At 63.0% G+C, this 20,289-nt stretch carries 25 protein-coding genes; 11 read left to right on the top strand and 14 right to left on the bottom strand.

What is annotated here, in order from left to right; genetic code table 11:
• Window positions 1-134: 134 nt before the first annotated feature.
• Both Q3C01_RS12195 and Q3C01_RS12190 read right to left on the bottom strand, forming a co-directional pair.
• On the bottom strand, window positions 135-620 hold the full coding sequence (locus Q3C01_RS12195) for a GNAT family N-acetyltransferase (RefSeq protein ID WP_458145563.1): 486 nt from the start codon (window positions 618-620) through the stop codon (window positions 135-137).
• A 101-nt stretch (window positions 621-721) separates the two neighbouring features.
• Complete coding sequence (locus tag Q3C01_RS12190) at window positions 722-886, bottom strand: hypothetical protein (RefSeq protein WP_458145562.1); 165 nt, start codon at window positions 884-886, stop codon at window positions 722-724.
• Window positions 887-989: 103 nt separating this feature from the next.
• Here Q3C01_RS12190 and Q3C01_RS12185 point away from each other — a divergent pair, with 103 nt between their 5' ends.
• Complete coding sequence (locus Q3C01_RS12185; RefSeq protein WP_458145561.1) at window positions 990-1,379, top strand: hypothetical protein; 390 nt, start codon at window positions 990-992, stop codon at window positions 1,377-1,379.
• A gap of 290 nt (window positions 1,380-1,669) precedes the next feature.
• Window positions 1,670-1,924 carry a hypothetical protein gene (locus tag Q3C01_RS12180; protein ID WP_458145560.1) on the top strand — a complete coding sequence of 85 codons (255 nt, stop codon included), beginning with the start codon at window positions 1,670-1,672 and terminating at the stop codon, window positions 1,922-1,924.
• Between the two features lie 9 nt (window positions 1,925-1,933).
• On the opposite strand, the gene Q3C01_RS12175 is transcribed toward Q3C01_RS12180, so the two are convergent.
• The 4 genes from Q3C01_RS12175 to Q3C01_RS12160 form a co-directional block, all read right to left on the bottom strand.
• On the bottom strand, window positions 1,934-2,173 hold the full coding sequence (locus Q3C01_RS12175) for a hypothetical protein (RefSeq protein WP_458145559.1): 240 nt from the start codon (window positions 2,171-2,173) through the stop codon (window positions 1,934-1,936).
• Window positions 2,174-2,351: 178 nt separating this feature from the next.
• Window positions 2,352-3,059: an outer membrane protein gene (locus Q3C01_RS12170; protein ID WP_458145558.1), complete on the bottom strand. Its 708-nt coding sequence runs from the start codon at window positions 3,057-3,059 to the stop codon at window positions 2,352-2,354.
• 287 nt (window positions 3,060-3,346) lie between these two features.
• Complete coding sequence (locus Q3C01_RS12165; RefSeq protein WP_458145557.1) at window positions 3,347-3,769, bottom strand: hypothetical protein; 423 nt, start codon at window positions 3,767-3,769, stop codon at window positions 3,347-3,349.
• A 204-nt stretch (window positions 3,770-3,973) separates the two neighbouring features.
• Window positions 3,974-4,342 carry a His-rich protein BRANT gene (locus tag Q3C01_RS12160; protein ID WP_458145556.1) on the bottom strand — a complete coding sequence of 123 codons (369 nt, stop codon included), beginning with the start codon at window positions 4,340-4,342 and terminating at the stop codon, window positions 3,974-3,976.
• Between the two features lie 259 nt (window positions 4,343-4,601).
• Between Q3C01_RS12160 and Q3C01_RS12155 the strand changes: the two genes are divergently transcribed.
• Both Q3C01_RS12155 and Q3C01_RS12150 read left to right on the top strand, forming a co-directional pair.
• Window positions 4,602-5,147 carry a tetratricopeptide repeat protein gene (locus Q3C01_RS12155; protein ID WP_458145555.1) on the top strand — a complete coding sequence of 182 codons (546 nt, stop codon included), beginning with the start codon at window positions 4,602-4,604 and terminating at the stop codon, window positions 5,145-5,147.
• Window positions 5,148-5,258: 111 nt separating this feature from the next.
• Window positions 5,259-6,644 (top strand): serine hydrolase domain-containing protein, encoded by a 1,386-nt coding sequence (locus Q3C01_RS12150; protein WP_458145554.1) that lies wholly within the window; start codon window positions 5,259-5,261, stop codon window positions 6,642-6,644.
• Here the strand turns inward: Q3C01_RS12150 and Q3C01_RS12145 are convergent.
• A complete protein-coding gene (locus Q3C01_RS12145; protein WP_458145553.1) occupies window positions 6,634-8,205 on the bottom strand; it encodes a S10 family peptidase in 1,572 nt (523 codons plus the stop codon). The two genes, Q3C01_RS12150 and Q3C01_RS12145, sit on opposite strands and share 11 nt — an antisense overlap.
• A gap of 183 nt (window positions 8,206-8,388) precedes the next feature.
• Between Q3C01_RS12145 and Q3C01_RS12140 the strand changes: the two genes are divergently transcribed.
• From Q3C01_RS12140 to Q3C01_RS12130, 3 genes are all read left to right on the top strand, one after another.
• Complete coding sequence (locus Q3C01_RS12140; protein ID WP_458145552.1) at window positions 8,389-9,168, top strand: NAD kinase; 780 nt, start codon at window positions 8,389-8,391, stop codon at window positions 9,166-9,168.
• Window positions 9,169-9,269: 101 nt separating this feature from the next.
• Window positions 9,270-9,815 carry a response regulator gene (locus Q3C01_RS12135; RefSeq protein ID WP_027525630.1) on the top strand — a complete coding sequence of 182 codons (546 nt, stop codon included), beginning with the start codon at window positions 9,270-9,272 and terminating at the stop codon, window positions 9,813-9,815.
• A gap of 30 nt (window positions 9,816-9,845) precedes the next feature.
• On the top strand, window positions 9,846-10,424 hold the full coding sequence (locus Q3C01_RS12130) for an Hpt domain-containing protein (protein ID WP_458145551.1): 579 nt from the start codon (window positions 9,846-9,848) through the stop codon (window positions 10,422-10,424).
• Window positions 10,425-10,548: 124 nt separating this feature from the next.
• Here Q3C01_RS12130 and Q3C01_RS12125 read toward each other — a convergent pair whose 3' ends face one another.
• The 4 genes from Q3C01_RS12125 to folE form a co-directional block, all read right to left on the bottom strand.
• On the bottom strand, window positions 10,549-11,724 hold the full coding sequence (locus Q3C01_RS12125) for a DUF2336 domain-containing protein (protein WP_458145550.1): 1,176 nt from the start codon (window positions 11,722-11,724) through the stop codon (window positions 10,549-10,551).
• Window positions 11,725-11,868: 144 nt separating this feature from the next.
• Entirely contained in the window at window positions 11,869-12,885 is a 1,017-nt protein-coding gene (locus Q3C01_RS12120) for a lytic transglycosylase domain-containing protein (protein ID WP_458145549.1), read from the bottom strand.
• A 152-nt stretch (window positions 12,886-13,037) separates the two neighbouring features.
• Window positions 13,038-13,460, bottom strand: a complete 423-nt coding sequence (gene hisI / locus Q3C01_RS12115; RefSeq protein WP_458145548.1) for a phosphoribosyl-AMP cyclohydrolase — start codon at window positions 13,458-13,460, stop codon at window positions 13,038-13,040.
• Window positions 13,461-13,490: 30 nt separating this feature from the next.
• Entirely contained in the window at window positions 13,491-14,180 is a 690-nt protein-coding gene (gene folE, locus Q3C01_RS12110; protein WP_458145547.1) for a GTP cyclohydrolase I FolE, read from the bottom strand.
• Window positions 14,181-14,438: 258 nt separating this feature from the next.
• On the opposite strand from folE, the gene Q3C01_RS12105 reads away from it, so the two are divergent.
• Window positions 14,439-14,894, top strand: a complete 456-nt coding sequence (locus Q3C01_RS12105) for an iron-sulfur cluster assembly scaffold protein (protein ID WP_458145546.1) — start codon at window positions 14,439-14,441, stop codon at window positions 14,892-14,894.
• A 70-nt stretch (window positions 14,895-14,964) separates the two neighbouring features.
• Here the strand turns inward: Q3C01_RS12105 and Q3C01_RS12100 are convergent, their stop codons facing one another.
• A complete protein-coding gene (locus tag Q3C01_RS12100; protein ID WP_458145545.1) occupies window positions 14,965-15,870 on the bottom strand; it encodes a COG3904 family protein in 906 nt (301 codons plus the stop codon).
• A gap of 227 nt (window positions 15,871-16,097) precedes the next feature.
• On the opposite strand from Q3C01_RS12100, the gene yidD reads away from it, so the two are divergent.
• Together yidD and Q3C01_RS12090 are read left to right on the top strand one after the other, a co-directional pair.
• A complete protein-coding gene (gene yidD / locus Q3C01_RS12095) occupies window positions 16,098-16,436 on the top strand; it encodes a membrane protein insertion efficiency factor YidD (protein WP_458145544.1) in 339 nt (112 codons plus the stop codon).
• A gap of 103 nt (window positions 16,437-16,539) precedes the next feature.
• The gene (locus Q3C01_RS12090; protein WP_458145543.1) at window positions 16,540-16,710 is read left to right on the top strand and encodes a hypothetical protein; all 171 of its coding nucleotides are present in this window, start codon (window positions 16,540-16,542) and stop codon (window positions 16,708-16,710) included.
• A gap of 17 nt (window positions 16,711-16,727) precedes the next feature.
• Here Q3C01_RS12090 and Q3C01_RS12085 read toward each other — a convergent pair whose 3' ends face one another.
• Window positions 16,728-17,708, bottom strand: coding sequence for an alpha/beta hydrolase family protein (locus Q3C01_RS12085; RefSeq protein ID WP_458145542.1), 981 nt, complete (start codon window positions 17,706-17,708; stop codon window positions 16,728-16,730).
• Window positions 17,709-17,822: 114 nt separating this feature from the next.
• On the opposite strand from Q3C01_RS12085, the gene Q3C01_RS12080 reads away from it, so the two are divergent.
• Window positions 17,823-18,959: a serine hydrolase domain-containing protein gene (locus Q3C01_RS12080; RefSeq protein ID WP_458145541.1), complete on the top strand. Its 1,137-nt coding sequence runs from the start codon at window positions 17,823-17,825 to the stop codon at window positions 18,957-18,959.
• A 114-nt stretch (window positions 18,960-19,073) separates the two neighbouring features.
• On the opposite strand, the gene Q3C01_RS12075 is transcribed toward Q3C01_RS12080, so the two are convergent.
• Entirely contained in the window at window positions 19,074-20,288 is a 1,215-nt protein-coding gene (locus Q3C01_RS12075; RefSeq protein ID WP_458145540.1) for a hypothetical protein, read from the bottom strand.
• Window position 20,289 lies beyond the last annotated feature (1 nt).

Here is a 20,289-nt window from a genome sequence, read left to right as displayed (position 1 = left end):
GGAGCCATTCGATAGCGTTCCCGGCACGGGACCCAATGGAACCCACGGACGTTAAAATTTGATACAATATGCCGCGCGTAAAATTACGGAAAAATAGCTTTTGGCGCCGGCTTTGTAAGCTTCGTGTAAGACTTCTATGGCTGCCGCGACATGGACCGGATCGCGCGCGACATGAAGGCGGTTTGTCCAAAGCCCTTCCAGTCGGTGTGCTCGACGAGGTCCCAGCCGAGCCGCTGGTAGAACCCGGTAGCGCTGGTCGTGTAGAGGAAGATTCGCGCAAAGCCGCGCAGGCGGGCCTCTGCCTCGATCGCGCGCACCAGAACGGCGCCTGCCCCATGTCGCCGATGCTCGGGCGCCACGAACAATCCTGCAAGCCACGGCGAGACCTGGTGGTTGGGCTCGATCTCGGAGGGCACCAGCAGGCAGGTGCCGACCGGCACCATCCCACGCTTGGCGATCAGGGCTACCTGCCGCGTCTGATCCGCCGCGAAGCGATTGAGCGTGCGTCGCTCCTGCTCAACGCTCGCCTCGAGCACCGAAAACGTCTCCGCGCGCCAGCGCGCACAGATGTCGATCTCGGGCGTGTCGGGGTTGACGACGTACGTCTCTATCTCGGCCATTTCCATCTCGGTCATGGCGCCGATAAGAGCCGAGGCCACACGAATGCGCAAGCTGTGCAGGGAATGGCTACAGCCTGAACGCGAGCGCCGATCGATCTAGCTCAGGTCGGGGACGCTTCCGTCCCCTCCTCGTGGCGCTCCTGTGCGCGCGCAAGCTCATCGGCGAATTTGAGCACGAGGCGCCGCTTGTCGGGTGGCAGCAACAGGAAGGCGCGCACCAGGCTCAGGCCCTCGGCCTCTTCCGACCATTCATCCTTCGGTTTCATTGCCGCAGTTTCGGGCGATCGGGAAAAATATGCAATCCCCTGCAAGCATGCCTTGATTCGGAGCAGCCGGTTTGCTGGAATAGGGTGCGCGCAGAGGTAGACCATGAAGTGGATCAGGGAACGCGATGCGCTGATCGCGCAGACATTGGCCTTTGTTCAATCCGTGACCGGGCGGAAGGAGGAGTCGTTCCTGGCGGGGCCTGCTCCTGTGCCGCCTCCGACTGCCGTGGAGGTCACCTCCGTGGTGGTGATCGAAGACGTTCGTGAGGTCGACGAGCCGCCGCAAGCGGCGCCCCAGCCCTTCCAGCTCGCGCCGCCCAGGAGATCGGGCGATTTCCGCAGCGAAGTGCAGGCCAGGGTCGCCAATTTCCGCAAGCATCAGGAGCGTTTCGAGCGCGAGCGCGAGGAGTTTTGCCAGTCGACCCTCGCCAAGGTCAGGGATGCCATCCACAATCCCCCGCCCCGGCCGCCGGCCGGGAGTTCGGGCCATTAGAGCCAGGACCAGACCAGCAGCAGATTGGCCGCGCAGGCGCAAAACAGCGCCAGCGTGAGCGGCAGGAGCATGTGCTCGCAGGAGGTTTTCAGGCCGGTCGTCATGGCCAGAAACATCCGCTGATTCCAGCCGAGGAGTCCCAGGGATTCTTTTTTTTGGGATTCAGGACTCGTTTACGACTCACACCCCGACGCCTCGTTCACGGATCCGTGATCAGGCGCCGCAGGGTGAAGCCATGCTGAAACCCTCAATCCGCTCAAGCGTTAAGGCAGTTCCGAAAGGCAGAACCGATGCCCTACGCGCTGTTTTGCAACGACGCCCAACTCAGCAAGGCCTACCCAAGCGAGGCAGACGTCTGGAAAATTGCGCAGCAGAGCGGCCTGGTCGTTGATGTCGCCACCGACGAGGACAGGCCGGGGCCGCGCCGCATCCTGGACAATGACTACGAGATCAAGCCGTGCCTCACTGGTCCCGGCGAGGATCCTGCCAAGAACAAGGCGGACGCCGAGCGGCAATCTCGATTGGAGCTGCAGTTCAATTCGTGAAGACGCGCATCAGGGCGTTGCGATCGCCAGAGATGCCTGCTCGCCCGACAGCACCACGCAGGCCTTGCGCCGATGCAGGCCGCGGATCGCGCCGGTGACCTTCAGCACCCGGCCGAGGCCGCAGGAGAAATCCTGCACGAAGGCCACCTCATAGGGCGCCAGGACCAGCGGTTCGGATTTAAGGATCGTCTGTGCCGAGCACGGCAGCGTGACGAATAACGAGATCACCACCGACGCCAAGATACGCATGTTCGTCATCCCACCCAGCCCGGCAATCACATAATAACGCGCGCCGGCGCGCGTGTTCCGTAAAAGGCAAAAATTATTTTTGCTTTACCGCTAGCCCATGACGCTGGTGAGACCGGCTCCGCAAAAAACAAAGACCGGCGAAGCCGGCCTTTGCAGTCTGTCGTTTGCGGCCTGCGGATCAGTAGCGCGTAGCCGTGGGACCGCCCCAGCCGAAGCGGTAGTTCACGCCGACCTTGACGGTATGCTCGTCGTCGCGGCCGCGGACGCCGACGACGTCGGCGGGGCCGGCGGTGACGGTGGTGCTGCCGAAATTATAATATTGGTACTCGGCCTTGGCCGACCAGTTCGGCGCGAACATGTATTCGAGGCCGGCACCGACGGTGTAACCGTCCTTGTTGTTGCCGGTGGTGGTGACTGCGGTCGGCACGCCGCCGACGCTGGCGCCGAAATTGTTGTTGCGCCAGGCGTAGCCGCCCTTGGCGTAGACGAGCGCCGGGCCCCAGGTATAGCCGACGCGGCCGGTGACCGAGCCGAGCTGGTCGGTGTTGGAGGTCACGAGCGTGTTGGCCGGAAACAGGACGCCATTGTTGTTGGACGGCAGCCAGGAGTACTGGGCCTCGAGACCGACCACCCAATTGGGCGCGAACTGGTAGTCGAAGCCGCCCTGCACACCGCCCAGGAAACGGGCGTCGCTCGACTGGAACGTGTTGTCGCCGGCAAACGCACCGCCGACATGGCCGCCGATGTAGAAGCCGGTCCAGTTATAGATCACCTGCGGCGGCGTATAGGCCGGAGCCTTGGTGTAGGGCCGCGCCGGTATGTCGGCTGCGGCGGCTGGCGCTGCCAGCGCGAGCACGGCAGCTGCGCCAAGCAAGAACGTCTTCATGGATGATCCCCGTTATCTCGAATTCACCCTCAGCAAACAACGTGGCCTGAATTTGGTTGCTTCGCGGCGATGCCGAAGCCTTGATCCCTGGGTGCCGTGACGAGGCCGCAACAACGGCTTTATGTTCCTCGGCGTTCCCTCGTCACGACAGATTTTTTCGCTCGCGCGCACACTGCCGTAACGATTTGTCGCAAGGAGAAGCAACCCCGTTCAAGGCTCCCCGAAATGTGATCAACGGCTTCCGGCCGCCCCTGTCCTAGCAGGCGTCTGTGAAGACGTGCTTTGTGCTACCGCGTCATCTTTTCCAGTTCTGGAAAGGGTGCGTAAACCGCACCCGCGCACATTTCGCCGGCCCGTTCGATGACCCGGTCGGCGCGTCCGTTGACATAGACGATCGCCCGCTCGCGCATGCTCCTGTAACTGGCGTCGCTCTCGCGCGGGGTGAAGTGCAGGCAGCTCACATAAAACGGCCGGCCGCCGACCGTTCGCAGCACCGGATCCGCCATGGCAGCATCGCGCACACCGACCGGATCGTTCAGATAGCTGTGCATGATGGCGAGCGCCTCGCTGCGGAAATTGTCCGGAAACGGCTGTTGCACTGGATTTCCCGCATCGTCCACCAGGGACGGCCGGCCGCCGTCGCTGCCGAAACAGGCCGCAAGCACCAGCGGTAGTACCAGGACGCTCGCGCGTTTTGCCAATCCCCCCACGACTCCCCTCTCTCGACCGGACGCAAAGCTGTTCTAGCCGCAAGGTCGCGCCGAGGGAATTCGCTTCTCGCTCCTGAAACGGCTCAACCGGCCCGCCACCATCGCTCACGCTTTCGCGAGGCAATGGCAGTCGGGTCGGGCCTGAACCCTGCGCACGGTGGCAGGGCAATGTGGGTCGCCACCGCGCGGGATCAGTTACGCCTATCAGTAGCCGGACTTCGCCTTGCCAGTGGTCACTGGCTCTGTCGGCTTGGCACCGACGCTCGGCTGGGTCGTACCCGACGGGACCTTGGCCGATGAAGACTTGGCCGCCGCCATCTGGTGGTGATGGCGATGCGAGCGGACGTGCTTGGTGTGCTCGGGTCCGACCATGGCGTTAGCATTCATCGCCTTCGACTTGACGTCCGACTTCGCAGTGGATTTGACCGCGGTCTTCGACTGCGTCTGTTCGGACTTGATCACCGGCGCCTGTGTTGCGGTCTTGCTGGTGTCAGTCTTGCCCGCTTCAGCGGCGAAGGCCGGGGCTGCGATGACGGAAGCTGCGAGCATGGCTGCGGAAATCGTCTTCAACATGGTGGTCTCCTCTTGAAGGATCTTGAGACGGCGCCCTCGCCGACCCTTCGATCATGGAGCAGACGTTAGGCGCGGTGCGCTGAACCCATTCTGAAGCGCAATGTTCGCTTCCGTTCATCTGGATGACAACTTTGTCATGTTCCGGAGAACCGGGCGCCGGCGAGAGCGATGGCGGTCGGCCGGGAATGTTTTTGCAACCCGGGTGTTCCCGTCTTGAGGCAATCGTGTAGGATCGCCGCATTCCATACGGGAGAGATAGATGAGCAAAGTTGCAAAGCTTCTGGTTCCGGCACTCGTCTGCGTGACGCTGGTCGCCGTGCCGGCAATCCAGAGCGCCTATGCCAATGGCAGCGATAGCCCCTCCGGCTCCGGGTCATCGAATACGACGTCGACCAAAAAGGGAAAGAAGAAGAGCTCCTCCGTCAGCGATCCCAAATTCCTCGCCGCCTACCGCACGGCCTACACCACGATCTACGATCGCCACGACTATGCGAACGCGATCGACCAGCTCAAGACGCTCAAGCGCGACGACGTCGCCGACGTCGCCAACCTGATCGGCTACTCCTATCGCAAGCTCGGCGACTACAAGCAGTCGCAGATCTATTACGAGCTGGCGCTCAAGGACGATCCGAACCACGTCCGCACCTGGCAGTATTACGGACTCTGGCAGCTCGAACAGGGCAACCGCGAACAGGCGCAGTATCATCTGAACAAGATCGCCTCGCTCGCCGGCACCAGCAGCGAAGAATATCGCTCGCTCGCAGCAGCGCTCGACAAGCCGACGGGCGCGACGCTCGTGTACTGACCACCGCGCCAATCCAGAGAGCGATGAACCGGCGCAACCCTCAGGGGTTGCGCCGGTTCTGTCTTGTCGGCTAGCTTTCGCGAAGGACCTCTCCTTCGCGTGTGGTGGGCAATGGATGCGTGGTTACGAGCCGCAATCGACTACATCGGCTCATGGATCGAGTTTCAACTGATCGGATCGCAACAGCCGGGGCTCATCATCGCGATCACGCACCGTGGCGAAGTCGTCGCCGAGCACGCGTTCGGCATTGCCAATCTCGACACCGGCGAAAAGCTGACGCCGCGTCACCGCTTTCGCATCGCCTCTCATTCCAAGAGCTTCACAGCTGCCGGCATCCTGAAACTGCGCGAGCAGCGCAAGCTGCGGCTCGACGACACCGTTGGCCAATATGTCGACGGCCTGCATCCGCGCGTTGCCGAGACGACGATCGCCCAGTTGCTCTCCCATAGCGCAGGCCTGACGCGGGACGGCGCCGACTCTGGCCAGTTCATCGACAGCCGTCCCTATCTCGACGAGAAGGAACTGTTGGCGGAGCTGCAAATGCCTACCGCGATCGAACCCGGCACGCGCTTCAAATACTCCAATCACGGCTTTGGCCTGATCGGTCTCATGATCGAAGCCATCACGAAAGAGCCCTACCCCGCCTGGATCAAGCGCGAGGTCATCGCAGCCGCCGGCCTGCGCGAAACCGAGCCGAGCGCGCCGCTTGCCAAGGGCGCACCGTTCGCCCGCGGCCACACGCGCAAGCTGCCGCTCGGCGAGCGCTGCGTGATCCCGGGCGACAACCTCACCCACGCGATGACGTCCGCTGCCGGCTTCGTTGCAACCGCAGCCGACACCGCCCGCTTCTTCGCGCAGCTCGCGCCCAATGCAAGAAAGAGCGTGCTGTCTGCCGCAAGCCGCCGCGAGATGACGCGAAACCACTGGCGCATTCCGCAGAGCCTTGAGGGCTATTACGGCCTCGGCGTCAGCGCCGGCAAGTCCGACGGCTGGGACTGGTTCGGCCATGGTGGCGGCTTCCAGGGCTATATCTCCCGGACCTGCTCCATTCCGGCCTGCGAGCTCGCGATCACGATGCTCAGCAACTGCATCGACGGCGCCGCGCCGATCTGGATGGACGGCGCGATGCAGATCCTGCGTGCGTTCCAGAACCGTGGGAGGCCTAACCGGCGGTCACGCGACTGGACCGGCCGCTGGTGGACCATCTGGGGCGCGGTTGATCTCGTGCCGATGGGCAACCGCGTCGTGGTCGCCAATCCGCACTTCAACAATCCGTTCATGGATGCGGCCGAGATCGAAGTCACCGGCCGCGATTCCGGCACCTTCGCCGCGGCCGCTGGCTACGCCAACCATGGCGAGCCGGTCCGCCGTATCCGCGACAAGCGCGGCAAGGTCCGCGACATCTGGCTCGCCGGCATCAATGTCAAGCCGGAGAGCGTCATCGCCCGCGAGATCGCGCGCAAATATACGCCGCGGAAACGCCGGCCTACTGTTTGATCATCGCCTCGACCTCGGCGCGAAACGCCTGCCGCGACGCATCGCGCGAATAGAACATGTGGCCGCCCGGATAGATCACGAGTTTCACCCGTGGCGCCGACGCAAAGGCAGGCAACTGGTCGAGTGCGATTTGCGAGCCGAAATAGGGCGTGGCGAGATCGAACAGGCCGTGTCCGACCAACACCGTCATCTTCGCGTCCGTTGCGAGGATCTGGCGCAGCTCAGACACCGACTGCGCGGGATTGATGCCGTGGCCGAAATCCCAGGCCCGTTCGACTGCGCCGTTGAGCACCTCATAGGAGCCGTCCGGCCGCCAGTTCAGCTTGCGCGTCAGGAGGTCGACGGCGGCACTGGTCAGCGGCGCCTGAAGCGTGTCGCCCGAGGGATCGCCGAAGCGGGAGCTGCTGGAATCCGGATAAGGGTCGAAGCCACGCACGGAGGCATCGTAGCGGCCGGTCACCTTGCCGTTCTTGCGGTCGAGCTCGCGGCGGAATTCGCCGACGTCGAAACGTCCCGAGAGCCTGCGGCTCACCGCCTGGTCGATGCCGGTCAGCGCGGCGACCCTATCGGCCAGACGCGTGGCCGCCTCCCTGTCCGCCTCGCCTTTGACGAGGTCGGCCAGGAACTCCCCGCGCGCATAGGCTTCCACATCGGCGAGATCGGCCCGCTTCACCGGCCCCTTGGCTTCGCGCACGGTCGCGACATAGCTCGGCAGCGTTGCGACGTATTGCAGAAGGCTCGTGCCGGTGAACTCGCGGAAGTCGAACAAAGGCGATATCATGATCAGGCCCTTGACGCCGACGCCCTGCTGCATCTGCAACTGGCGCACGACCTTCGGCCCGCGAATGCCGCCATAGCTCTCGCCCGCGACATATTTCGGCGACAGCAGCCGGTCGTGCTTCTCTAGCCAGCGGCGGATCACCAGCGCGAGCGCGTTGACATCGCCGTCGACGGAATAAAACCGCCTGCGGACATCCTCGCCGGTCGCGACGAAGCGGCTATAGCCCGTCCCGACCGGATCGATGAAGACGAGGTCGGTGAAATCGAGCCAGGTCTCCGCATTGGGCTTCACCTCCGGAGAGGTCGATGGCGTGACCTCGTCGGCATTGATCGGCAGCCGCCAGGGACCGGCATTGCCGAGCTGCAGCCAGGCCGACGATGCGCCGGGCCCGCCGTTGAAGAAGAACGTGACCGGCCGCGTTGCGCGGTCGGTACCGTCGAGCTGATAAGAGGTGTAGGCGATCTCGGCCTGCGGCTCGCCCTTGTCGTCGAACACGCGGATCGAGCCTGCGGTCGCGGCGAAGGCGAGCGTCCTGCCAGGCAGCTCGAGCGTCTGCCTGGTGGTGGAGTCCGGCGGCAGGCGATGTTGCTCGGCCGTTGCCGGGGGATTTTGCTGCGCATTTTGCGCGTTGCCGCCGCGCCCACCGCCCTTTTGGCCAGCGGGCGTCGCGGCATCGGGACGCTGCGGCGGGTCGTCTGCCTGGGCCGGGCCGAGCGTGGCAAAGGCGAGGAGCGCCAGCAAAAGCCCCCCACGGCGAAGCGCCGGCGATATGATGATCACGCTGCTTACTCCCTGTTATCCGCTACAGGCTGTAGCACAAGATTGCGACAATGGCGCGGCATCACGGCCTATTGACCGTTTGCTATGGCGCAGGGTCACGCTCGACAAGAACCGCCGAGGTCGTATAGACGACCTCGGCACACCTTTTCGAGCCGGCCTGACCCTTTCGAGCCCCGCGATTTCATGACAAAGCCCAAGCGATATGATCGGATCGCCTTCGTCGCCAGCGCGGGCACCGAGGCCCAGGAAGCCTATGCGCAGCTGACGGGGCTGTACGGCAATTGCAAGCCCGATGAAGCCGATGTCGTTGTGGCGCTCGGCGGCGACGGCCTCATGCTGCAGACGCTGCACCAGAACATGCGCACGGGAAAGCCAATCTACGGCATGCACCGCGGCACGGTCGGCTTCCTGATGAACGAATTCTCGACGGTCGACCTGCGCGTTCGGCTCGAGGCTGCACATGTGTCCGTGATCCATCCGCTGCTGATGCGCGCAACCGACGTGCAGGGCGAGGTGCACATTCATCACGCGATCAACGAGGTCGCCCTGTTTCGTCAGACCTATCAGGTGGCGCGGCTGAAGATCCTGGTCGACGAGCATGAGCGCATGTCCGAGCTGATGGCCGACGGCATCATGGTGGCGACGCCGGCTGGCTCGACCGCGTACAATCTCTCCGCCCAGGGGCCCATCCTGCCAATCAACGCCGCCCTGCTCGCCCTCACGCCGATCAGTCCCTTCCGCCCGCGCCGTTGGCGCGGCGCCCTCCTGCCCAACACGGCCTATGTCGTGTTCGAGGTGCTCGATTGCGAGAAGCGCCCGGTCGCCGCGGTCGCCGACCATGACGAAGTACGCGACGTCCGCCGCGTCGAGGTGCTGTCGGACAAGACCATCTCGATGCGGATGCTGTTCGACCCCGGCCACAGCCTCGAAGAACGAATTCTGCGCGAGCAGTTCGGCTACTAGGAGCTGTATCCGGACCTGCCCGCCGGGCCGCGGGAGGCAACGCTTCGTTAACCTCGTACGCGATATGGTTAACGAAGTTTGACCGCTTCGGCCTGGGCGTCATGTTCCGCATCGATTTCAACAAGCTGCGCTTCCTCGTCTGCGACGACAATCCGCACATGCGCCGCATCCTGCGGACGCTTTTGCACTCCTTCGGCGCGCGCGAGGTTTATGAAGCCGAAGACGGCGCCACGGCGCTCGAAATGTACAGCCACTACGTGCCCGACATCGTCATCACAGACTGGGCGATGCCGATCTTCGATGGGCTCGAGCTGGCGCAGATGATCCGGCAGCCGGAATCCAAGGGTAATCCCTACGCACCGATCATCATGCTGACAGGTCACTCCGAAAAACGTCGCGTCACGGTGGCGCGCGATGCCGGCGTCACCGAATTCCTGGCCAAGCCGATCTCGGCCAAGGGTCTCTACCAGCGCATCCTGAACGTGGTCGCCAATCCCCGGCCCTTCATCAAGACCAAGACCTATTTCGGGCCGGATCGCCGTCGCAACACCAGCTCCGCCTATATGGGCCCCGAGCGCCGCGTCGGCGAAAAGCACGAAGTGCTGCAGCAACCCTCGTTGCTCGACAAAGCGCGGTCCTCCATCTAGCGAGCGCCCTCAACCATCGAGGCAGGCATCATGGCCAAGAACAGCCCCAGAGACATCGAGGTCAAGGCCTTCGCCACCCACCACGTGATCACGCAGCCCAATCCGCTGCGCAAGGTGCTGCGCCGGGTCGAAGAGAAGGACATGGATGATCCGGTCGGTCGCGCCGAGCAGGCGCTCGCCGGACTCTCCGGGGAATTCAAGGACTGGATGGCGATCGAAGCCGGACGGCTGGCTGCGGCCTACGCGGCCGTGCAGAAGGACGGCTTCACCAAGGAGGCGCGCGACGAGCTGTTTCGTGCAGCCCATGACATCAAGGGCGATGCGGCGACGTTCGGCTATCCGTCCGCCGCAGTCATCGCCGAAAGCCTGTGCCGCGTCATCGAGCATGCGCCGGATCTTGCCAAGGTGCCGAGCGAGCTCTTCTCGCACCACATCAACGCCATCCAGGCCATCGTGCACGGGAACACCAAGCTCGACAGCATCTCCGTCGGCAGCGAGCTTAGCCGCCGCCTGCGCAGGGTCGCCGACGACTATCTCGCCCACGTCAACCGTGATCGTCCCGAGCATCTCGAAGCGATTCTGGCGCCGAGCATCGTGCCAGGGGATTAACGTTGCCGCGTTGAAGGGTGCCGTAGGGTGGGCAAGGGCGCCCTTGCGCCGTGCCCACCATCTTGCCGCGTCCTCAACAGAAGCGGTGGGCAGGCTCCGCTTTGCCTACCCTACCGCATCTTCGCTACGCCGCGATCAGATCATCATAGACCGGCGCGATCGCCTCCTCCGCGACCAGCTCGTCGCAGAACAGGCGCGCTTCCTCGCGCGCAGATTCCGTCGCGAAGCGGCGCAGCAGGATGAGCAGCGGCTCGGCCGCGCCGCGATCGGTCTCGCAATGGGTGAGCACGCGCTCGACCATGCGCCTGCGCAGTCGCGCAGCGCCATCCTGGGTGTCGACAAAGCCGTTCTCGTGGCAGGCCTCGAGCGCGACCTGGAACGCCGCGAAGGTCGATTCCGGAAAGCCCGCGCGGCGCAGCAGCGCATGCAGGCTGGCTCCGCCGCGATCGTGCAGCAGCGCCGCGACGCGCGCCGGCGGCATCTCCGACAATTCCGCGAGCGCCGCATTGAACAGTTCGAGATTGCCCGACAACAGCGCGCGCAGGATCAGACCTGCGGTGAGCTGGCCGGTCGCGCGCAGGTGACACACAAGGCCTTGCATGTCCTCGCCGCGCGAGCGCGCCGCGATGTTGACGGTGGAGCGGTCGCGGGCCTCGGTCGCGATGCGCTCGGCGCGATCGGCACTTAGCCAGTTGCGGGCAATCACGAACTGCGCCAGCGTCGCGGAGAGCTTTGCGACCAGCGCGGCGCGCGTGGCGGCCGGCAGATCTTCGAGCACCAGCAACGCCTCGCGGATCGCGGCAAGATGGCCGTGACGCTCGACGATACGGTCCCAGGAGAAGGACGCGAGCTCGGCGTAGGGATTTTCGATCAGCTCGAGCGCTGCCGCCGCACAGCCGACTTCGGCGATCGCGGCGCAGACCGATGCTGGCAGCGCGATGCGGCGAGCGACGGCGCATTGCACCTCGCAATTGCCGGTCGCGACGATGTCGACGAGATCGGCATCGATCAGGAGCGGTGAATGTTCGAGCACGGGAAGCGCGACCGACGGCTGGTCGGTCGACAACGCCTGGACGATTGCCGCCGGCGCCTCCGTCGAGCGCGCGAAGGCCTCCGCCATGGCCTGGCGTACCAGCGGCGACGGATCGTCGAGCAGCATCAACAGCGCGCCTTCGGCGGCGACGCGATCGTCGTGAGAAAGGTCTGAAATCAACCAGGCACGGGCCAACGCCCGTGTTGCCTCTGCCCGCTCACCGGCGGACGCGGTCCTGATCCAATTGATAAACTGCCGAACGATCATTGTGCTTCCGGCCTACGCAACCAAACCAAACGGTGACACCCGTCACCCGCAAGACAAAATAAACCACGACGCTTAACAAAGCGTTCACCATAACCGGCTGGTTTTATTGACGTTTTGTTAAGGGCTGCAGATTTTGCAGCGCACTCAGCTCGAGAAGGTACCGCTGCGATCGCTAAAGAGGTCGAGCGGCTGCGGCGCGCGAACGTCGGGCGTCGAGTTCGTAACCGAGCTCTGCGAGGCGTTATTGCCCCACAATTTCTGCACAGTGGCCGAAACTGGCTGCGTGCTGTCGCCGGGCTGATAGATCGAGCGAAACACCGGCGTGATCGGCGAATTGTCCGACACCGTCGTCGCCGAGGTCGCGCTGGCCGGCGTCGCCACGCGCGTGTCCGGGAAGGTCTGAAGATAGGCGGCGCTGTTGATCAGCGACGTGGGCTGCACGCCGTTGGCGCTCGCGACCTGGGTCGTCGACGGCGTGTCGCCGTACATGGCGATCGCACTCCGCGTCGATTTCGAATTCGCGGCGCTGGCGTAGCGCGCATCCAGCACCGAATATACTTCCGAGACGCTGCGCGCCCGACCGTCCTTGGCATAGAAGATCGAACGGTTGGTCGCGGCGGCATTAGGGAACAGCCGCGCGCCGACGGCTTGCGGATTGTCCGCGGCGTTGGCGATCAGCTTTGCCGCGCCGCCGACGCCCATGAAATGCGCCATATAGAGCTCGCTATCGCTCGGACGGCGACCGAGCAGGCCCGTCAGCTTGAAGCTGTTCGACTGCGTCAGCACTGCGGCCATGCTCGATGCAGCATCGGGGTCGTCGCGCAGCTTCATGATGGAGCTCCGCATCGTCGGGTCGGTGACCGTGTAGCTGCCGGAAGAGGTCTTGGTGATGGCATCGGCATAGCTGCCGTAGCCGAGCTGGGTGCCCGCCTCCTTCACCGTGCCGAGCCAGGTCTGGTCGATGAACTGATAGAGCCCGTGCGCAGACGAGGTCGTCGCACCCGCGGCCGGATTGAAATCCGATTCCATCTTGGCTGTGGTCAGCATGTATTCGAAGCTGACGCCGGTGAGATCGGAGGCCTGCTTGATCGCGCCGGTCACGCGCGCCCGCGACGGATCGATCCCCGCCGTCGTCGTGGCACTAGAATTGTCGACCGACATATTGGGCAGCCCCGCTCCGCGCGGCGTTGATGACGCCGGCAATTCGGCACCATGTCGTCTCACGGTGGGACAGGTATGGTTAATGCCGGGTTAATTTCGCATCCTCGGTCCTCCCGGGTTCGGCTCTTCGGGCCGTCCCGGAATGACGGAGGCTACTTCTTATAGACCGCGTCGGGATCGAACAGCCGCTCAGCCTCGACGAAGACGAGCTTCGCGCTTCCACCGTCGGGCTCCACCTTGCGATAGAAGCACGACCTGCGGCCGGTGTGGCAGGCTGCGCCGACCTGCTCGACCCGGATCCAGACCGCGTCCTGATCGCAATCGGTGCGCATCTCGACGACACGCTGGGTTTGACCTGACGTCTCACCCTTTCGCCATAACGCATTGCGGGAGCGACTGAAGTACCAGGCTTCACCCGTCGCGATGGTCTTGCGAAGCGCCTCGTCATTCATGTGGGCGACCATCAATACGTCGCCGGTCGCGACATCCGTGGCCACGCAGGTGACGAGGCCGGCCGCGTCGAACTTGGGCTGGAAGCTCAGCCCTTCCTCGATGTCATGGGAATGAGTGGACACGAAAACCCTCGGCTCAATCGTCGGCGAGGGTCAGCGCGGTGAGCCTCGCACCAGAGACAGGAAGCGGGCCTGCTCCGCCGGATTGTCGCGGAACATGCCGGTGAAACGGCTGGTGAACGTCATCGCCCCATGCTTGGCGACACCGCGCACCGACATGCAGGTATGCTCGGCCTCGACCAGCACCGCAACGCCGCGAGGCTTCAGTATCTCGTCGATCGCGGCCGCGATCTGCGCCGTCAGATGCTCCTGGGTCTGTAGCCTGCGGGCGAAAATGTCGGTCAGCCGCGCGAGCTTGGAGAGGCCAACGACGCGCTCGACGGGCGTATAGGCGATGTGTGCCTTGCCGTAGAACGGCATCATGTGGTGCTCGCACTGCGAGGTGAACTCGATGTCACGCACCAGCACGAAGTCATCATACCCGGCGGTCTCGCCAAAGGTGCGGTCCAGCACCTCGGCCGGGCACTGGTGGTAGCCCTGATAGAGTTCGTCGAAGGCCTCGACCACGCGACGCGGCGTGTCGAGCAGGCCCTCGCGATCGGTATTCTCCCCGATATAGGCGAGCAGCGTCTTCACCGCCTGCTCGGCCTCGGCGCGTGCCGGGCGCGGTTGGTCCGCACGGACGGCGGCCGCAAGAAATTCAGCAGGATCAAGCTCAGCGGGGCGATCGACCTGCTTGTCGGAAGGCTTGTTGGGGCGGATGGGTTTGATCAAAGCGTCCATGTCAACTCCGTTCGACGGCCTTGCGGCCGGAGTGTCACCGGCAGACGGGGCGGTCGAGCCGCCGGACGCCTGAGAGAGAACAACCAATTTGGGCGATCAACCGCCCCCGCCTCTACGTCGGATGCGATGTGTTCGACCACCGCCGACAAGGCTACCGGGCTGTTTTTTCGCCAGTTCCAACCCTATATAAGACCGAGGACGGCGGCCGCCAAGGCCGATCCCGCCGGAAGCCGCCCGGAAGGTCTCGGACCCCATCACATGCTGAACGACATCTATAACAAGCGGATCATCGAACTGGCCGGGAATATCCCCCGTCTGGGCCGACTCTCCGATCCCGACGCCAGCGCCACCGCCCATTCCAAGCTGTGTGGCTCGACCGTGAAGGTCGATCTCAAGATGAGTGGCGACACCGTCACCGACTTCGCCCACGACGTGAAGGCTTGCGCGCTCGGACAGGCTTCTGCATGCATCATGGCAAGTCACGTGATCGGCTCGACTGCGAGCGAACTCCGTGAGTTACGCGAAACCGTTCGCAAGATGCTGAAAGAGAACGGCGCCCCGCCGGACGGAAAATGGGACGAAATCAAGTTCCTTGAGCCGGTCCGCGACTACAAGGCGCGTCACGCGTCGACACTGCTGACCTTCGACGCCGTGGTCGACGCCATCGGCCAGATCGAAGCGAAGACGAAACAGCCGGTTACGGCGCAGGACTAGGTCCCTGCGCACGTCATTTCGCGGGCGGCCCGAGCGCGGGACCCGGAATAGCCAGACCGATTGTCGGACTTTACTTCTGCACCGCCGGGCCAGGCGCCGACGCACCACCGCCGGTCGCTACCAGCGCTTCCGCCGTCTTGGTCGACTTGACCGACTGCTCCGGTTCCGTTGCAAAGCGGTCCTGCACCTTCGGCGCAGCGTCGGCCATCGCAGGGGCCGAGACATCGACGTGCGGCAGCACGTCGGAAGCGGCGTCCGTCGTCACCACATTGGTGAGCTTGAGCTCGGCCGGGTCCAATTCGTGCAGGTCTTCCCAGGGCGGCACACTCAGTGCGAGCGACAGCAAGTCACCGGCGCCGCCCATATCGAAGGTGTACTTTGCGAGCCGACCGATGTCGCGCTCGACGATCATCAGGTCCTGCGCGCTGTAGCTTGCAGCCCGCGCGTCGTCGGCGCGATCGCCCATCCAGATCTGATGCACCCGGACATGGGCTGCTTCCGGCACGTAGCGCGTCTTGCCAGCCAGCAGTAGGAACACGCACATGGACTCACAATAGGCCTCAGGTGCGACGGCCGGACGCGCGCCGCCCTGCCCGCTGCGATTCTGCACGCTGATGCCGACGGTGGTCAGAAGGCCGAGGTTACGGAAGCGTCGCCCGAGCGTGATCGCGTCGTTAACGGAACCACCGCTGGAGTCGAGCACCACGGTCGCCCCGCCAAGCTGGCGCCCGCGGGCAAAATCCTCAAAATCTTTCGGCGTATCGGCTGTGATGATGCCGACGGCGCTGACCCAGCCGCGGCAGTTCGGGTCGCATGCGACCCAATTGAATTTCATCGGCAACTTGCGCTCTTCAAGCGTACCGCCCGCATGTGCGGAAGAGCTGAAGGTCGCGATCGCGCCCGTTAGCGCAACGCAACATGCAGCGGTTCCCACAAGCAACCAGCCGCGAAGATCAAGCGACTTCAGAAGTCTCAACGTGGTTCCTTCCCCAAGCCTCAAAAGCGATCAGGCAAGCCCCAGGCAACGTTCGACTCTGTATGACACAGGCGTCACAAAAATGTATCCGGGGGAATACAGATCGTCCATAGCTACTTGCTGCACTGCCCCCTAAAAACATGCAAAATATGGCGGCGGGGCAACGACTTGCTGTTCCCTGCGCTGGAACCGCGCAACACCTCGCACAGCTTCGCAGCAAGGCGCACATGAAGCAATCAGCGTCAGAACCAGATCGCACCATCGTCGCATCGCTACTGCGGTTGCCGCGCATTGTCGGACGCGGACTCATCTGGGTGTACCGGCACACGCTTTCCCCGCTGGTCGGCTACAATTGCCGCCACTTGCCGACCTGCTCGGTCTATGGCGATGAGGCGATCGAGCGTTTCGGACTCTGGGCTGGTGGCTGGATGACGCTTGCACGGCTGTTGCGCTGCCACCCATTCGGGACGTCAGGCATCGACAACGTGCCGCTGACGGCCCCGCAAGGCGCGCGCTGGTATCTGCCCTGGCGCTATGGACGCTGGCGCGGCGTCAACGCACCCTGATTTCATTGCACCGCTTCCAAGCGTGCCGTGCAGCTCTGACTTGCAGGGAACGGCGGATACCAAGATCGCGTTGTTGTGATGCTCCCATCGGGAGGAAACAACAATGCGCTGGAAAATCAGCCCCCATGGTCACGACAGCAGGACCATCGACCTGCTCGCCATCGTCGCGCTGCTCACCCTCGTCCTCGGCTCCGGCTGGTACCTGGCAACAAGCATCACAACTCCGCCAAGCACGACGGCCTTCATCGTTCCAAGCCAGAGCGTGCACTGGTAGTCCGGGCTCAGAACTGATCAGTTTGATATACGATCTGACTGCTGAGGCATGTCGTTGAGTTTTTTGAGAATGGAATCGGTCGTCGCGCCACTCGCGCACATCCCAGTCGCGGTTTCTCCGAAGTCAACGAGGCTATGATATTTGGGCTTGGGAGCTTTCTGCAACGGCACCAACCAGACATCGAGGCCCCGTTTCTTCAACGCATTGAAATAGAGCTCCTGCGTCGAGAACGGAATATTGGTATCACGCGGGTCAGCAATCAGGAATATTCGCCGCCCAGGCTGATCCGGTATTTTGTCTATCGAGTCGTAGGGATCGAAAAATACTTCGGTCTTGAGCCGGTGAACAAACCCTCTCTTCTCAAGCCTGGCGCGATAGGCGGCCGCAGAAGAGGAAAGCACCGCACATTGGATATCGTTGCGCCGAGCGAGAAATTCGGCGGCCAGCGTTCCGCCGCCACTGTGTCCACCAAGCACCCATCGATCAATGTGGTAACGAGCCTTCAAGGCATCGATCTGAGCCTCGACGAGTTTCGCTTCCAGAGGCGTGTGCCTGATATCATAATGTTTGCCGGCACTGCCGTAGGTGCCGGGTCGCGCGAGAAAAATATAAGGCACGGCGTATCGATTGGACAATGTGGTGGACTGTTCAATCATCGAGGCTACCCCCAGCCCTTGCTGATGAGCGACTCCTTTCGGGCCTCCCATGACGTCGCCGGACATCCAGGCGGCGACAAGAAGGTTCGGCCCATGGGGAGTGAGGCCGGCGGCATAGTATCTCAAGCAGTAGCCTCGACCATCAACGCGAACCCAGACAGCAGTTTGGCGCCGCTCCATCTCTTCGCAGGCCGAAAGCGTGATTTGGATCCCGTTAACGACTCCGACCGGATCGAACATCTCGGCGTCAGATACAGATTGAGCCAAAACTGCGCCCGAAGCTATTGCCGAGATGGCGATGGCAAGCATGAAAGCTAGTGTTGCACCCGCAGCTGTTCTCAACATCCACTCCATTCACCGAGAAGGACTTGAGTGACAGATGGCGCGTGAAGATTCAACCGCGCCGTGAATCTTCAGGCTCTTGCTATATTTGAGTGAAACGTCGTAGGTAGAGACATGGTCGGCGACGGTCCGGGGAATGCAATGCGCGCAGCGGCGATCCGCTTAGTTGTCATCTCGACTATCTTGTCCCTATTTTTCTTCACGGTCGAATTCGCAATTGGAGCCGAACCAACCCCCGACTGTGGCAGGCCATCGGATACCCACGACGGATGGCGCATCGGTTCGCCGGAGCAACAGGGGTTTGACGCTGCCCTGCTTTGCGCGATGGAAAAAGGGGTGATTGATCGCAAGCTCTCCAACGTCGACTCGATTGTCGTCGTGCGCCATGGCGTGCTCGTTTACGAACGTTACTTTGACTACCCGAACCATCCCTCCTTCGACGCGACCATCAAGCATGTCGGCAATTCGATGACCAAGAGCGTGGTATCGCTTTTGGTTGGAATTGCAATGGATCGCGGCCTGATCAAGGACTTGGACGCTCCAATCTTTTCATATTTCCCCGAGTATGCGAATCTTCGTACGCCGGGAAAGGATCGCATCACGCTACGTAACCTTCTGACAATGTCGGCCGGACTAAGCTCGTCCGTCGCGCATCCGATATTGCGCCACGATCACGATCCCTACCGGCACGCGCTCGAACAGAACCTCGCGCGAGACCCCGGCATTTCCTTCGAATACAACGGTGCAGAAACAGAACTCATCGGCGCGGTCCTGCAAAAGGTTTCCGGGAAAACCGTCGATGTTCTGGCACGTGAGAATATCTTCGTGCCTCTCGGCATCAACGACGTCGACTGGCATGGGCGCCTCGGGAACGGCGTTCCGACGTCCAGCACAGGGCTCAGCCTGCGCCCGCGCGACTGGGCGAAAATCGGCCAACTCGTTCTGAACCGCGGAGCTTGGGAGGGGAAGCAGATCGTTCCCGCGTCTTGGGTTGCTCAATCGACGGCGGAGCAGATCAAGGCCCAAAAGCGTTTGTCATATGGTTTTCAGTGGTGGCTAGGTCGATCGCTGATCGAGGGCCGCGTCGTTGAGTGGACGGCGGCGATGGGGTTCAATGCGCAAAAGATTGTCATTATCCCTGAGCTCGACATGATTGTTGTATTCAATGCTTCCCTTGAGTCCGTCCGGATGATCGCGCCCGAAATTGAGCTACTCGACAAATACGTTTTGCCAGCGACTTTGAGGCATTGAGGAGACCGTGTCGCAGAGCACAGCCATGTCGCCTTCGAGTCACAACCCGCCGGTTAGGTTCGCGCCGAGGGGCTGCCGCTTCGCCATCGCAAAACCGACGTTTATGGTTGCGCCCTAGCGAAACCAGAAGAAGCGTCCGGGCGGCGGCGGGATCGGCTCGGGCGGACGCGGCCGCTTCGGACGGACCGGCTTTGGCGGTGGTTCGGCCGACGAGGTGGTTTCGACCGGCACTATCTCGCTTCCCGGCACCTTCACCGACAGCAGCAGGTTCGACTCATTCATGCGCCAGCGATAGCCGATGCCGAAATCGATCGGCTGGGCCCGCGAGAAGAGCTCGGCATAGCGTTCCTGATACCGGCCGGGAAATTCCGCAATCGGCCCGAGATAGCGCCCGAAAGGGAAGAACCGCCATTGCCGCGCATTGTAGTTCGCAAGCGGAATGCCGGAATCATCCTGGATGATGGTGGCGCTGTTGGCGAGCAGCCAGTCGCGCACGACCGTGAAGTTACCGGCATGCAGGAGATACGACGCGCTCTTGAGCAGGCTGTTGCCGGGTCCGAGCGTCTCGCAGAACTTCAGGAAGCCGGCCGCGCGCGCGCCGGAATTGGAAAGATCGGTCGAGAAGTAGTACAGCGTCCGCGCCTCGCCATCACTGCCGACAAAGGTGATGCGCACGCCGTGGGTAGCGTTCGGACCTGCGTTATCCCCTGCCGCATGCAGGCCGCCCTTGTCATCGATCGAGACCATCTCGACGTTGCGGATGGTCTTTCCCGAGCGCGCCAGGAAGACATAGAGGATCGGCAAGGTGCCGTTGACCTCGTTGGCGTGCAGGTCGACCTTCATGTGCTTGGTGATGAAGAAGCTGAAGCTGAGGATCGAGCCAAGCGAACGCTCGACATTGTAGAGCGCGGGCGCGATCGCGCCGCGCGGTACGCGCGTCAGGTCGGGAACGCTGCCGATCGGCTCGAGCGCACCAAGCACGTAGGTGCTTGCCTTGGAATAGAACGCGTCGGCGTAGAGGAAATCCGGCCCCGAGAACATGTAGAACATGGTCGGCCGGGGCGCGGCCAGATTGACCTCCGACCAGGCGCGGATCCTGGAAAGCTGCCGCTGCTCGAGTTGGGCGAAGGCGCCGTCGAAGAACTTGGCGTGGCGCTGCCAGGACGGATCCCTGGTCAGCGCCGCAAGCGGAGACTCCGCGGATGGCTGCATGCCCGCGAGGAAGCGCGCCGTGTCGTCGGCCGTGACAGTGCCGGCCGCACGTGCGGCGGCCACGACCGCGAACAACAAGGCGAAGGCGACGGCCGCAATTTTCATGGGTCGAAACATG

It is taken from the genome of Bradyrhizobium sp. UFLA05-109, assembly GCF_054185165.1.
This window is presented reverse-complemented; position numbering and strand designations above follow the sequence as displayed.